Origin of the sequence: Actinoplanes nipponensis (assembly GCF_016862275.1) — a bacterium.
GTDB classification, from domain to species: domain Bacteria; phylum Actinomycetota; class Actinomycetes; order Mycobacteriales; family Micromonosporaceae; genus Actinoplanes; species Actinoplanes nipponensis.
In genome coordinates, this window is record NZ_BOMQ01000065.1 from 97,749 (window position 1) to 111,194 (window position 13,446).

Annotated in this window: 12 protein-coding genes; 6 read left to right on the forward strand and 6 right to left on the reverse strand. The window is 73.1% G+C overall.

The features are described 5' to 3' along the window. Nucleotides 1-40: 40 nt before the first annotated feature. Nucleotides 41-1,669 carry an L-glutamate gamma-semialdehyde dehydrogenase gene (gene pruA, locus Ani05nite_RS28565; RefSeq protein ID WP_203773425.1) on the reverse strand — a complete coding sequence of 543 codons (1,629 nt, stop codon included), beginning with the start codon at nucleotides 1,667-1,669 and terminating at the stop codon, nucleotides 41-43. Nucleotides 1,670-1,793: 124 nt separating this feature from the next. Here pruA and Ani05nite_RS28570 point away from each other — a divergent pair, with 124 nt between their 5' ends. Next, the gene (locus Ani05nite_RS28570) at nucleotides 1,794-2,846 is read left to right on the forward strand and encodes a hypothetical protein (protein ID WP_239130715.1); all 1,053 of its coding nucleotides are present in this window, start codon (nucleotides 1,794-1,796) and stop codon (nucleotides 2,844-2,846) included. Nucleotides 2,847-2,852: 6 nt separating this feature from the next. Here Ani05nite_RS28570 and Ani05nite_RS28575 read toward each other — a convergent pair whose 3' ends face one another. Beyond that, nucleotides 2,853-3,314: a DUF6912 family protein gene (locus tag Ani05nite_RS28575; protein ID WP_203773580.1), complete on the reverse strand. Its 462-nt coding sequence runs from the start codon at nucleotides 3,312-3,314 to the stop codon at nucleotides 2,853-2,855. Between the two features lie 119 nt (nucleotides 3,315-3,433). Further along, the gene (locus Ani05nite_RS28580; RefSeq protein WP_239130716.1) at nucleotides 3,434-3,850 is read right to left on the reverse strand and encodes a rhodanese-like domain-containing protein; all 417 of its coding nucleotides are present in this window, start codon (nucleotides 3,848-3,850) and stop codon (nucleotides 3,434-3,436) included. A 96-nt stretch (nucleotides 3,851-3,946) separates the two neighbouring features. On the opposite strand from Ani05nite_RS28580, the gene Ani05nite_RS28585 reads away from it, so the two are divergent. From Ani05nite_RS28585 to Ani05nite_RS28595, 3 genes are all read left to right on the forward strand, one after another. Further along, a complete protein-coding gene (locus Ani05nite_RS28585; RefSeq protein WP_203773429.1) occupies nucleotides 3,947-4,417 on the forward strand; it encodes an Lrp/AsnC family transcriptional regulator in 471 nt (156 codons plus the stop codon). A gap of 83 nt (nucleotides 4,418-4,500) precedes the next feature. Further along, nucleotides 4,501-4,713, forward strand: a complete 213-nt coding sequence (locus tag Ani05nite_RS28590) for a helix-turn-helix domain-containing protein (RefSeq protein WP_203773582.1) — start codon at nucleotides 4,501-4,503, stop codon at nucleotides 4,711-4,713. Between the two features lie 116 nt (nucleotides 4,714-4,829). Next, nucleotides 4,830-5,408: an Rv3235 family protein gene (locus Ani05nite_RS28595; RefSeq protein ID WP_203773431.1), complete on the forward strand. Its 579-nt coding sequence runs from the start codon at nucleotides 4,830-4,832 to the stop codon at nucleotides 5,406-5,408. 964 nt (nucleotides 5,409-6,372) lie between these two features. Here the strand turns inward: Ani05nite_RS28595 and secA are convergent. Next, complete coding sequence (gene secA, locus Ani05nite_RS28600) at nucleotides 6,373-9,246, reverse strand: preprotein translocase subunit SecA (protein WP_203773433.1); 2,874 nt, start codon at nucleotides 9,244-9,246, stop codon at nucleotides 6,373-6,375. 185 nt (nucleotides 9,247-9,431) lie between these two features. On the opposite strand from secA, the gene Ani05nite_RS28605 reads away from it, so the two are divergent. After that, a complete protein-coding gene (locus Ani05nite_RS28605) occupies nucleotides 9,432-10,553 on the forward strand; it encodes a GNAT family N-acetyltransferase (protein WP_203773435.1) in 1,122 nt (373 codons plus the stop codon). Further along, entirely contained in the window at nucleotides 10,550-11,683 is a 1,134-nt protein-coding gene (locus Ani05nite_RS28610; RefSeq protein WP_203773437.1) for a GNAT family N-acetyltransferase, read from the forward strand. The genes Ani05nite_RS28605 and Ani05nite_RS28610 overlap by 4 nt, the downstream gene beginning before the upstream one ends. Before the next feature lie 43 nt (nucleotides 11,684-11,726). On the opposite strand, the gene hpf is transcribed toward Ani05nite_RS28610, so the two are convergent. Then, nucleotides 11,727-12,347 (reverse strand): ribosome hibernation-promoting factor, HPF/YfiA family, encoded by a 621-nt coding sequence (gene hpf / locus Ani05nite_RS28615; RefSeq protein ID WP_203773439.1) that lies wholly within the window; start codon nucleotides 12,345-12,347, stop codon nucleotides 11,727-11,729. Nucleotides 12,348-12,621: 274 nt separating this feature from the next. Continuing rightward, entirely contained in the window at nucleotides 12,622-13,440 is an 819-nt protein-coding gene (locus Ani05nite_RS28620) for a ComF family protein (RefSeq protein ID WP_203773441.1), read from the reverse strand. Between the last annotated feature and the right edge of the window lie 6 nt (nucleotides 13,441-13,446).

Genomic DNA, 13,446 nt, shown 5'->3' on the forward strand with positions numbered 1-13,446 from the left:
GCCGCGTGAAGAAAACGCAGCGGCCCCCAAACCCCGACAATCACCCCATGTGGGGGTACTGCCAGGACGTCGGCGCCTCGAAGGTCTCCTTGATCGTCCGCGGCGAGACCCACCGGTGCAGGTTCAGCACCGAGCCGGCCTTGTCGTTGGTGCCGCTGCCGCGCGCGCCGCCGAAGGGCTGCTGCCCGACGACCGCGCCGGTCGGCTTGTCGTTGATGTAGAAGTTGCCGGCCGCGTCGCGCAGCGCGGTGGTGGCCCAGTCCACGACCGAGCGATCGGTGGCGAAGATCGAGCCGGTGAGCGCGTAGGGCGACACGGACTCGGCCTGGGCGACCGCGTCGGCGAAGGCGCCGTCCTCGTAGACGTGCACGCCCAGGATCGGGCCGAAGTACTCGGTCGTGAAGATCTCGTGCGCCGGGTCGCTGGACTCCACCAGGGTCGGTGCGACGAACCAGCCCTCGCTGTCGTCGGCCGTGCCGCCCGCCAGCACGGTGCAGGCGGCGCTGTTCTTGATCCGGTCGAGCGCCGCGGCGTGCTTGGCGAACGCCCGGCCGTCGATCACCGCGCCGCCGAAGACCGACAGGTCGGTGACGTCGCCGTACCGGATCGAGGAGACCGAGGCCGCGAGCCGGTCCCGCAGGCCGCCCTCCCAGATGGAGCGGGGCACGTAGGCCCGCGACGCGGCCGAGCACTTCTGACCCTGGTACTCGTACGCGCCGCGCAGCAGCGCCGTGTGCAGCATGTCGGCGTCGGCGCTGGCGTGCGCGAAGACGAAGTCCTTGCCGCCGGTCTCCCCGACCAGCCGCGGGTACGACCGGTAGCGGTCGATGTTCGACCCGACCTCGCGCCACAGGTGCCGGAAGGTCGCCGTCGAGCCGGTGAAGTGGATGCCGGCCAGGTCGGGATCGGCCAGCACCACGTCGGACACGGCCAGGCCGTCGCCGGTGACCATGTTGATCACGCCCGGCGGCAGGCCGGCCGCCTCGAACAGCCGCATGGTGAAGTGCGCCGAGAGCTGCTGGGTGGGCGACGGCTTCCAGACCACGGTGTTGCCCATCAGCGCGGGCGCCGAGGGCAGGTTGCCGGCGATCGCGGTGAAGTTGAACGGGGTGATCGCGTAGACGAAGCCCTCGAGCGGGCGGTGGTCGAAGCGGTTCCACACCCCCGGCGAGGACTGCGGCTGCTCGCCCAGGATCTTCTCGCCGAACGCGACGTTGAACCGTAGGAAGTCGATCAGCTCGCAGGCCGCGTCGATCTCGGCCTGGTGGACGGACTTCGACTGGCCCAGGATCGTCGCCGCGTTGAGGGTGTCGCGCCAGCCGCCGGCCAGCAGCTCGGCGGCGCGCAGGAACACCGCGGCCCGCTCGCTGAACGGCAGGGCGCGCCAGCCCGGCGCGGCCCGCTTGGCCGCGGCCACGGCCGCGGTGGCGTCCTCGTGCGTGGCGTTGCCGGCGACCCCGAGGACGTGGTGGCGCTTGTGCGGCTGCACCACCTCGATCGCAGCGCCGCCGCCGAGCTTGCGGTTGCCGTCGATCGTCATCGTCAGATCGAGGCGCTCGCCGGCCATCGCGTCCAGCCGCGCCTGCAGCGAGGCCCGCTCGGGGCTGCCCGGGGCATAGCTGCGGACCGGCTCGTTCCGGGGCTCCGGTACGGCAAGCAGGGCGTCCATCACGTACTCCTCAACCTTGTGGGTTCATTCGTCCCGACATTGTGTGTCGGGTTCATCCTCGCACGCGGACAACCGCCGTCCAGGGCCCTCACGGGACGCTGGGAGCCCGCGTACCCTGAGGGCCATGAGTGAGGCGGACAGCGAGGTCAACGCGGCCCAGAGCGCTCAGAACGGCGCGGAGCGGGCACCCTCGCGGGGGTTGCTGCTGGCCGCGGTCGGCGTCGTCTGGATGGTGGCGATGCTGTGGTCCGCCCGGGCCACGATCACCGGCCGGGCCGAGGCCGAGATGGAGGTCACCTCCACCGCGTACGCGCTGCCCGGCGCGATCTCCGCGAGCCTGGTCGCGGGCGCGGCCGTGGCGCTGGCCGTCCTCGCCCTGCTGACCCGCGGCGCCCGCACGCCGGGCGTCACCGTCCGCTTCATCATCGCGACCGGGGCCGGGCTGGCGGTGGGCCTGCTGGGTGCCCTGGCGATCATCACGATCAACACCGAGGGCTGGCTGTACGCGGTCGTCGGCGGCACCATCGCGGCCGCGGCGACGATCGGCGGCGCGCTCGCCGGGTTCCGCTACCCGCGGGTGATCGCGGCGGTGTGCTGGGGCGCGGTCACCGTCTTCGTGGTCGGCTTCGTGCTCAACGTGCTCCAGGACATGCTGCTGCCGGTGTTCGGCTCGGGTGACTCGGCCGCCTCGCAGACCAGCGCCGCGAGCTGGTTCAGCCTGGTCCAGTCGGTGCTCAGCGGCCTGGCCGGCGGGCTGGTGGGCTACCGGGTGCTGCGCCGGGCCGGGCGCCACACCCAGGGCCCGGACCTGCGCTGGCCGCTGTACGCGCTCGCCGGCGCGGGCCCCGGCCTGCTGCTGGTCGTCGGCGAGGGGCTGACCCGGACGGCCGGCTCCCGGGTGCTGGAGCTGGCCGGCAAGGTGAGCGAGCTGGAGCTGACGGTCCAGCAGATGCTGAGCGGGTCGCGGCTCAACAACGGCCTGATCGTGCTCTTCGTGGGCGCGTTCACGGCGATCATCGCGGTGGGTCGGACGCTCGGCCCCGCCCCCGCCGAACCGGCCGAATCGGCGCCGGGCGGGCCGCCGTCCGCCCCGCCGCGGCCGGCCGACCCCGACGAGATCGAGCGGGCCGCGCGCGCCGAGGAGGCGCAGACCGTCCCGGCGCGGCAGGACGACTGAGCCGGCTCAGACCAGCTCGTCGAGCTCGCTGACCGCGTACCACTCGAGCTCGTGGTCCTCGGCGCTGTCCACGGTGAACTGGGCGTCGGGATCCCCGGCCAGGGCCTCCTCGACCACGTCGGCGGCCGCGCCGATGTCCTCCGCGGCGCCCTCGCCGTCGACGTGGATCGACGCGACCTCCTGCAGCGCGACCGCCTGGGGCAGCCGCACGGTGCTGGAGCCCAGCTCGACGTCCTCGCGGGCCAGCGCCCCGGCGGCCACGTCGGCCGAGACCACCACCCGCCGGCGCGGGGCCTTCGGGTCGTGGCGCAACAGCTGCAGGGCAGCCTGGGCGGCGCGGGTGAAGGCCACGTACTCCAGCTCTTCCTCGTCGCCCTCGGCGTACCACTCGCGCAGCGCCGGGGTCACGGCATGCGCGACCGTCGCGCCCGCGCCGAGATGCCCGGAAGCCCGCATCTCGGCCAGCATCGGTACGGTGGCCGGCACGTAGACCCGGACCAGATCGGTGATCGGCACTCTTCCCCCTGCGGTTGACCGTCCCCGTAGTACACCGCCGGGGAGGCTACCGGAAGGCCTTTCGGGGGTTTTCAGCATCCACAGGGTGCCGTGAGCGGATCAGCCTCCCGGGCGACCTCGCCGCCCGGGCCCCGCAGGGGGAAGCCCTCCCGCGCCCAGTACTCGACGCCGCCGAGCATCTCCCGCACCGCGTACCCCTGCCGGGAGAGCGCGAGAGCGGCGTGGGTCGCGCCGTTGCACCCGGGCCCCCAGCAGTACGTGACCACGGGGACGTCCGGATCCAGCAGGCTCGCGGCCCGGGCGGGGATGTCGGCGGTGGGCAGGTGCAGGGCGCCCGGGATGTGGCCCTGGGTCCAGGCCGCGGCCGAGCGCGAGTCGACGAGCACGAAGCCCGGCGCGGCGGTGCTCAGGGCGGCCCGCACATCGGCGACGTCGGTCTGGGTGGCCAGGCGCTCGGCGAAGATCTCGGCCGCTCTCGTGGGGGTCATCATGGTCTCCACGCTATTGTCCGCGGGCCGGCGGCGGCATGGCCGGTCAATGGTCATTCCTTGAGACTGCGCTCGAATCAACGGTAGGTTGCCGCCATGACCGTGGATCCCACCATCGACCGGACCGACTGGCGACTGCTCGAAGAACTCCAGCGCGACGGCCGGGCCTCCTTCGCGGAGCTGGCCCGGGTGGTGGCGATGTCGCCCAGCGCGGTCGCCGAGCGGGTACGCCGGATGGAGGAGGCCGGCGTGATCGCCGGCTACCGCGCGGTGGTGGACCCGGAACGGGTGGGGTTGCAGGTGATGGCCATGGTCCGGCTGCGCTACCCGACCGGGAACTACCGCCCGTTCCACGCGCTGCTGGACAGCACGCCGGAGATCATCGAGGCGCACCACGTGACCGGCGAGGACTGCTTCGTGCTCAAGGTGCTGACCCGCTCGATGCGCCACCTGGAGGAGGTCACCGGCCGGATCTCCGGCCTGGGCGCGGTCACCACGAGCGTGGTCTACTCGAGCCCGCTGCCCGGCCGCGCGCTGGCGGGTGGGGATCAGGGTCAGCCGTCGTAGGCAAACGGTGGCAAACTGAAGCCGCACATCGTCGGCGGCCGGGTGGACCCGGCGTGGGGAGATCAGGCGTGGAGTCCAGGTTCATGCTGCTGTCCGACGTGGCAGCCGAGCTGAACGTCTCGGACTCGCAGGTCTACCACATGGTCCGCAGCGGCGAGCTCCCCGCGATCAAGATCGGCGGCCGGGGTCAGTGGCGGGTCGAGCGGGCCAAGCTCGAGCAGTACATCGCGCAGAAGTACGAGGAAACGGCCGCCTGGGTGGAACGCAACCCGCTGACCGACCGCGAGCCCGACTGACACCCCGCTACGCGGTTGTCCACAGGCTGATTTCTGGCATTGACGTAGCTCGACGCGTCCGGCCACACTCGCAGTCACAGGCAAACGTAGGCAAACGCAAGGATTGGCGGGATGCCATGTCGACGGTCGAGGTGACCAGACAACAGCAGAGGCCGGCGATCCGGCTGCGCCCGGCGCCCCGCCACGAGCCCCCGTTCGACGACGAACGCGACCCGCACTCCTGGCCGCCGCCCCACCAACTCGCCCTGACCTGGCCGACACCGACCAGGCCGGCGCCCCCACCGCAGCCGCCCCCGCCCCCGCGCAGGCGCACGGCGGTGACCGGCGTGTCTGCCGAGGCGAGGCTGGCGGTCCGCCGCTTCGTGAGCACCTGCGTCGAGGTCCTCAACGGCTACCGGCCCGCCGCCCACCTGCGCCGGCTGTCCCAGCCCCGGGAAGCGGCGACGGTCGTGGCCCAGGGGCTGGCCGGGGCGTACCGGGTGACGCAGGCCCGCCAGGCCCGCACGACCGGCCGGGCGGCGAGACCCCGCCGGCCGGTCCCGGCGGCGGTGGTCCGCCTGCAGCTGTGCGAGCCCCGGGAGGGCGCGGTGGAGGCGGCGGCGGTGCTCGTCATCGGCGACCGTACGCACGCCATGGCCCTCCGGCTGGAACTGCACGACGAGGTCTGGCAGGCGACCACGCTCCGCCTGATCTGACCGGCCGGCGCGGCAGGCTCCCGGGGCGTCTACCGAGCAGTTCAGGCGGTGGCCGTCCCGGGCTCCACGGCCGGTCGCACCGACCTGCACCGGGCGCTGGCCGAGCTGATTCCCGCCGCCTGCGGTGGGGCCGCTCGAACGGGTGGGCGGGTTGGGCAGGGCATGGGTGCTGGGGGCGTGGGCCAGGGTTGGCGTGGCAGGCCAGGCGGGCTCGGCGGGCGGGCTCGGCGGGCGGGCTCGGCGGGCGGGCTCGGACCGGGGCGGTCCCGGCGAGCGAGCGCGGCCCGGGACGGTCCCGGCAGACGACCGGCCGGGGTGATCCCGGCGAGCGAGCGCGGCCCGGGACGGTCCCGGCAGACGACCGGCCGGGGCGGTCCCGGCGAGCGAGCGCGGCGGGCGGGCGGCCGACGTGATCTCGGCGGGCGGGCGGGCTCGGCCGGCGGGCGGGCGGGCTCGGCCGGCGGGCGGCCGGGCTCGGCGAAAGGCGGGGCGCTGGGCGCAGCTGGTGAGCGCTGAACGAACCGACGTGGCGCGGAGGAGCACATAGCCAGGTGGCGTGATGGCCGCGGTGGGCCCGGCCCGGCGGGCGCGACCTGACCGGGCACGCGATGGGCGTGGGGCGGTGGGCGCCGCGGAGCCCGGCACCGCGCCGCGGGCCAGGCTGGCCACCGCGCCGCGGGTCAAGCTGGCCACCACACGCAGGCTGGGCTGGCCACCGCGCCGCGGTCCGGGCTGGCCAGCGGCCAGTCCGGGCCAGTCCGGGCCGGGCCGGGCCAGGCCAGGCCAGGCCAGGCCAGACGCAGCATGGCAGTTCGGAACCGGGAGCGGCGCGGCGGGGCAGGAATGGCCCACGCGGCCATCGAAGCTGCCCCCGGACGGAGCCCCACCAGGCACCCAGCCGAACAGAAAGAAGCGGCCCGCCGGCTCAGAAAGAGAACCGGCGGGCCGCGACCAAAACTCAGGCTCAGACAGCCCCAGGCGCCCCATGGCACCGCTTGTACTTCTTCCCGGACCCGCAGTAGCAGGGAGCGTTCCGCGACGGCCCGTTGCTGGCCTCGGCCTGGCCGGAGGTTCGGGCCCGCCCGGCCGACGTGTGCGCCGGCCCGGCCGGGACCACGGGCGATCCGAGGCCCAGCGCCGGGGCCTGCTGCTCCTGCTGGATCTGCGGCGCGCCGGCTCCGGCCTCGCCGTCGATGGTCGGCGCCGTGTACTGCAGCGCCTGCGGCCGGCGGTTGCCGCCCAGGCCCTTGGCGCGGACCTCGACGGACGGCTCGGCGCCCGGCAGCGGGACGGCCTGGGACGGGTCGACGGTGACGGTGGGGGCTTCCTCGACCTGGACCTCGAGGTTGAAGAGGAACCCGACGGCTTCCTCCTTGATGCCCTCCATCATCTGGTTGAACATGTCGAAGCCCTCGCGCTGGTACTCGACCACCGGGTCGCGCTGGGCGTACGCCCGCAGGCTGATGCCTTCCTGCAGGTAGTCCATCTCGTAGAGGTGCTCGCGCCACTTGCGGTCGATCACCGCGAGCAGGACCTGGCGCTCCAGTTCGCGCACCGCGTCCTCGCCGAGTTCCTCCTCGCGGGCCGCGTACGCCGCCTGGGCGTCCTTCTTCAGCTCCTCGATCAGGAAGTCCTGGTCCAGCGTGCTGCGCTCGCCGCCGGACTCCTCGACCAGATCGTCGACGGTGATGCTGACCGGGTACAGGCGCTTGAGGTTGACCCAGAGCTGGTCGAGGTCCCAGTCCTCGGCGTAGCCGTCCGAGGTGGCCGCGCGGACGTAGTCCTCGACCACGTCGTTGATCATGTGCTGGGCCTGGTCGTGCATGTCCTCGCCGTCGAGCACGCGCTTACGCTCGGCGTAGATGACCATGCGCTGCTTGTTCAGCACCTCGTCGTACTTGAGGACGTTCTTGCGGATCTCCGCGTTCTGGCCCTCGATCTGGGTCTGCGCGCTGCGGATCTGCCGGGTGACCATCTTCGACTCGATGGGCACGTCCTCGGGGATGTTGAAGCGGTCCATGACCGCCTCGACCGCGCCGGCGCGGAACCGCTTCATCAGGTCGTCCTGCAGCGACAGGTAGAACCGGGACTCGCCCGGGTCGCCCTGCCGGCCGGAGCGGCCGCGGAGCTGGTTGTCGATGCGGCGCGAGTCGTGCCGCTCGGTGCCCAGGACGTACAGGCCGCCGGCCGCGGTGACCTCGGCCGCCTCGGCCTCGCAGGCGGCCTTCCAGTTGGGCAGGACCTCTTCGAGGGCCTTGGCGTACTCCTCCGGGTCCTCGACCGGGTCGAGGCCGCGCTGGCGCAGCTCGCTGGCCGCCAGGAACTCCGGGTTGCCGCCGAGCAGGATGTCGGTGCCGCGGCCGGCCATGTTGGTGGCCACCGTGACGCCGCCCTTGCGGCCGGCCTGCGCGATGATCGTCGCTTCCTGGGCGTGGAACTTGGCGTTCAGCACGCTGTGCGGGATGCCGCGCTTGCGCAGCAGGGTCGAGAGGATCTCGGAATTCTCCACCGAGACCGTGCCGACCAGGACCGGCTGGCCGGTCGCGTGCCGCTCGGCGATGTCCTCGATGACCGCGTTGAACTTGGCCTTCTCGGTCTTGTAGATGACGTCCGGGTGGTCGATGCGGATCATCGGACGGTGCGTCGGGATGGACACGACGCCGACCTTGTAGACCTGGTTGAACTCGCCGGCCTCGGTCTGCGCCGTACCGGTCATGCCGCCGAGCTTGGAGTACAGCCGGAAGTAGTTCTGCAGCGTGATGGTGGCCAGGGTCTGGTTCTCCTGCTTGACCTCGACGCCTTCCTTGGCCTCGATGGCCTGGTGCATGCCCTCGTTGTAGCGGCGGCCGTGCAGGATGCGACCGGTGAACTCGTCGACGATCAGCACCTCGCCGTTCTCGTCGACGATGTAGTCCTTGTCGCGCCGGTAGAGCTCCTTGGCCTTGATGGCGTTGTTGAGGTAGCCGACCAGCGGGGTGTTCACCGACTCGTACAGGTTGTCGATGCCGAGGCGGTCCTCGACCCGGGCCACGCCGCGCTCGGTCACCGCGACCGTGCGCTTGGCCTCGTCGACCTCGTAGTCGCCCTCGCCGTCCTTGCCCTTCTGCAGGCGGCCGACCAGGGCGGCGAACTCGCCGTACCAGCGGGCGGAGTGCTCGCCCGGGCCGGAGATGATCAGCGGGGTGCGGGCCTCGTCGATGAGGATCGAGTCGACCTCGTCGACGATGGCGTAGTTGTGGCCGCGCTGGACCAGCTCGGCCGCCGACCACGCCATGTTGTCGCGCAGGTAGTCGAAGCCGAACTCGTTGTTGGTGCCGTACGTGATGTCGCACTCGTAGGCGGCGCGGTGCTCGGCGGCCGGCCTGTTCGGCAGGATCACGCCGACGGTGAGACCGAGGAACACGTGCACCCGGCCGACCCACTCGGCGTCGCGCTGGGCCAGGTAGTCGTTGACCGTGATGATGTGCACGCCCTCGCCGCTGAGCGCGTTGAGGTACGCCGGGAAGACGCCGGTCAGGGTCTTGCCCTCACCGGTCTTCATCTCCGGGATGTTGCCGAAGTGCAGCGCGGCGCCGCCCATGAGCTGGACGTCGTACGCACGCTGCCCCAGCACCCGGCGGGCGCCCTCGCGGGCCACGGCGAACGCCTCCACGAGCAGCGAGTCGAGCGATTCGCCGTCGGCGACCCGCTCCTTGAACTGCTCGGTGCACGCGCGCAACTCGTCGTCGGTGAGGTCGGTGTAGTCGTCCTCGATCGAGTTGACCGCGTTCGCGATCGCCTTGAGCCGTCGCACCATGCGGCCTTCGCCGGCGCGCAGGAATTTTTCCAAAATCGACACGGGTCAACGCTCCCCTAGACGGTCTGCCGAACCATCGTAGGCGTCTTGTCTGGGTGACCGTGACCCGAGCCTCCGATCAACCTCGCAAACGCGGCGAAACAGGGCGGCAAGTTCGCTGACAGCGCATCGGGACGCGGCCCCGCAACCTTTTGGCGGCCCGGGGCGTGTCGGGGCAGGATGACCGCGTGGAAACGGTCCGGCTGCGCACCGACGAGCTGCTGCTGCGCCCGTGGGTCGCCGCGGACGCCGAGGCGGTGTGCCGGGCGTGTCAGGACCCGGGGCTGCACCGCTGGCTCAGTGGGCTGCCCCGGCCGTACCGGATGACCGACGCCGCCGCCTTCGTCGGCGAGCTGGCGCCGCGCTGGCTGGCCGCGGGCACCGCCCTGCACCTGGGCGTGTTCGCCGGCGCGGAGCTGGCCGGCAGCGTCGCGCTCAACGCGATCGACCGGAGCGCCGGCACGGCCGAGCTCGGCTACTGGTCGGCGCCGTGGGCCCGCGGGCGCCGGATCGCCGAGCGCGCCGGCCGGGCGCTGCTGGCCTGGGCCTTCGGCGCCGGGCTGGGCCTGGCCCGGGCCGACTGGCGGGCCACCGTGGGCAACCACGCCTCCCGGCTGACCGCGCTGCGGCTCGGCTTCACGATGATCGGCGAGCGGCCCGGCGCCGGGCCGGCGGACCCGGCGCGGTGGCTGGCCGCCCTGCGGCCCGGCGACCTCACGGCCGCGGGCGCGGACGTTCCCGATCCGGTACGCCGGGCCGCCCACACGTTCGGCGGGGTCCATCCCACGCTGAGCGCCGGCCCGGTCACCCTGCGCCCGCCGGCCCGTCGCGACGTACCGGGCATCGTGGAATGCCGCCGCGACCCGTTGACCGCCCGCTGGTTCGGGGGGCGGCAGCCGTACCGGGCGGAGGATGCGCTGGCCCACGTCGAGCGCGACGTCCCCGGCCGGTGGGCCCGGGGCGCCGAGGCGGTCTTCGCGATCGCCGGGGCCGCGGACGCGTACCTCGGCTCGGTCGATCTCCGGCCGCGGGCCGACGACCCCGGGGTGGGCGAGATCGGTTTCGCGGTCGGGCCGCGCTCGCGCGGGCGCGGCCACGCGGGCGCCGCGGTCCGCGAGATCTGCCGCTGGGGCTTCGCCGAACTGGGCCTGCACCGGATCGAGTGGCGCGCCGAGGTGGGCAACGATGCATCGCGGCGGGTGGCGGAGAAGGCAGGCTTCACGGTCGAAGGACTGTTGCGGCAGGCCCTGCGGACCGCCGGAGGACGGCGGGACTGCTGGGTCGGGTCGCTGGTGAAAGGTGCGTCATGATCGTTCCCACACTCGCCGGCCCCGGCGTCCGGCTGCGCGGCCTCACCCCGCGCGACGTCGACGACCTGGTCGCCGGATACGCCGATCCGCTGCTGCAGCGGTTCATGCCGCCGCTGCCGGTGCCGTTCACCGCCGGCCAGGCGCGGGAGTACATCAGCGACGTGGCCCCCGGCATGTTCGCCGACGGCGGCGGCCTGTGGGCGATCGCCGACCCCGGCACCGACCGCCTGCTCGGCGGGATCGGCCTGGACAAGGTGGTGCCGCACCGCGGCCAGTGCGAGGTGGGCTACTGGGTCGGCCCGTGGGCGCGCGGGCGGGGCGTCGCGACCACGGCCGTGCGGACGCTGACCGAGCACGCGTTCCACACCGGGATGGCCCGCATCGAGCTGCTCACCCACCGGGAGAACACGGCCAGCCAGCGGGTCGCGCTCGCGACCGGCTTCCGGCCCGAGGGGGTACGCCGCGCGGTGCTGCCCAACCGCGAGGGCGGGCGCGACGACCTGCTGGCCTACGCCCGGCTGGCCGGCGACGAGCCGGGACCGACCGAACGCCTGCTGCCCGACCTGCCCGGCGGCGAGCTGACCGACGGCGTGGTGACGGTACGCCCGCTCGCCCCCGGCGACGTCGACTTCTACGCCCGGCTGCACAGCCTGCCCGACGTCGTGGCCACCACTGTGCCGCCGGTCGCGCCCAGCCGCGACGACATGGCCCGGCGGTGCGCCTGGGCCCAGTCGCACTGGCTCGCCGGCGACCGCGCCGACATGATCATCATGGACGCGGCGACCGGGACGAACGCGGGCGAGATCGGGCTGTACTACCAGGAGCCGCGCACCGGACAGGCGATGATCGGCTACAGCATGCTGCCGGAGTGGCGGGGCCGCGGCTTCCCGACCCGGGCCGCGCAACTGGTGTCGCTGTGGGCCTTCGCCGAGACGGGAGTGGCCCGGCTGATCGCCGGCGCGCTGCCGTCCAACCTGGCCTCGCAGCGGGTGCTGGAGAAGGCGGGTTTCCGGCGCGAGGCGTACCTGCGCTCACGGTTGCCGGCCGCCCACGGCCGGCGCACCGACGACGTGCAGTTCGCGCTGCTGGCGGAGGATCTGCTGGCGGACGCGGCGCGCCTCGACGGCTGACGCGCGGGATCGCCGCACGCCAGCCGGAGGGCTTCTCCTCAGCTCAGGCCGTTGCTTCCAGGCTGAGAATGCCGTAGTCGTATCCCCGGCGCCGGTACACGACGCTGGGCCGGCCGCTCTCCTTGTCGTGGAACAGATAGAAGTCGTGGCCGACGAGCTCCATCTGGAAGAGGGCGTCGTCGACGGTCATCGGGTCGGCGGGGTGCTCCTTCTCGCGCACGATGCGCCAGGGCTGGTTGTCGTCGTGTTCCAGCAGATCCGTGGCCACCGCGGAGTCCTCGGCCGGCGGCGTCAGGCTCGGCAGGTCGGTCGGCAGCTTGGCGGTGGCCTCGGCCACGGAGACCGGCGCGTGCCGTCCCCGGTGCACGCGACGACGATCGGCGGCGCGGCGCAGGCGCCCGTCCAGCTTGGTGATGGCGGCGTCCAGTGCGGCGTAGAAGTCCTTGGCACACGCCTCGGCGCGGATCACGGGTCCCCTGGTCACCACGGTGATCTCGACGCGCTGGCAGATGTCCGACTGCCGGGGATTGCGCTCGTGGAACAACTCCACGTCAACTCTGATCAGCTTCTGGTCGTAGCGCTCGACCTTCGCCAGTTTGTCTGCGACATGTTCCCGGTAGTGATCGGGAACCTCGACGTTGCGGCCCTTGACGACAATGTCCACTCGTGACCTCCCCCAACGTTACGTACCTGCGGGCGCCCTGCGACGGGGTGCCGGGGGCGCCGTACTACGACGCGGCATGCTGGCTTCGGTGCTGACCGGGATCACGGAGCGGAACCCGCGCCAATCACCGAATCGGCTTACGAGGACGCTCCTTTCCGGTGCGGCGGGCCGAGCCCGTCCTTGTGGCGGCGGGCCGTCGACTTCGCTCCGGTGGCGGATGAGTGACGGACACTCACCCTCGTCACCAAGACGCTAACCTGCCGACGCCCGCTCGTCACCCCTCGTTCGGGGAACGGACCTGATGACTTTCGGCCCTGGTGGCACCCGCCGTGGGCGAGCGGACCCGGATGGCCGACCGGCGTCCGCGCAGCCGGGTTGCCGCCAGCACCGCAGCGCCCGTGACCTGCATGTCCGCCTCCCGAAGACGACGCGCGACGGCGGCCAGCGTGGCCCCGGTCGTGACGATGTCGTCAACCACTATCAGCGTGCCTCTCATCGTGGACCCGCGTCCCGGAATTCGGATCCGTGTCGCCCGGATTCGCAGCGAATTCTCAGCCGCGACGGCCCGCGCGGTTACGTCCAGTGACGCAGAGTCCGGTCGCGGGAGCGCCCGGAGCGGCTGAGAGACGTCAGCGTTCCAGCCGGCCGCGCGCAGCCGTCGCACCGCGTGTGTGGCCAGTCGCGCCATGTGGTCGCCGTGCCGGGCCCGGACGGCGGCCGCGGTCGAGGGCACGGGGATCAGCCGCAGCGGCGTGCCCCGGTCGGCGCCGCCCTGCCGGGCCGCGGCGGCCACCGACACGGCGAGCAGCGAGCCCAGCGGCCGGGCGAGCCGGTGCCGGCCCCTTTCCTTGTACGCCAGCAGAGCGCCCCGCAGCGGCCCCGCGTACGGCCCGACAGCCGTGCAGAACGGCATCCCCGGGGGCGGAGGCACCGGCGCGGTCGCAAACGGCGTCAGCGCCTCCAGGAAGGCCACGCAATCGGCACACGCCCCGAAGCGCAGGGGCACCCGCTCGGCGCCGCAGCCCGCGCAGGCCCCCGGCAGGACCAGATCCGCCAGGTCGGCGCCCAGCCGGTACCACCGTGCCGTCCGCATGCCGCC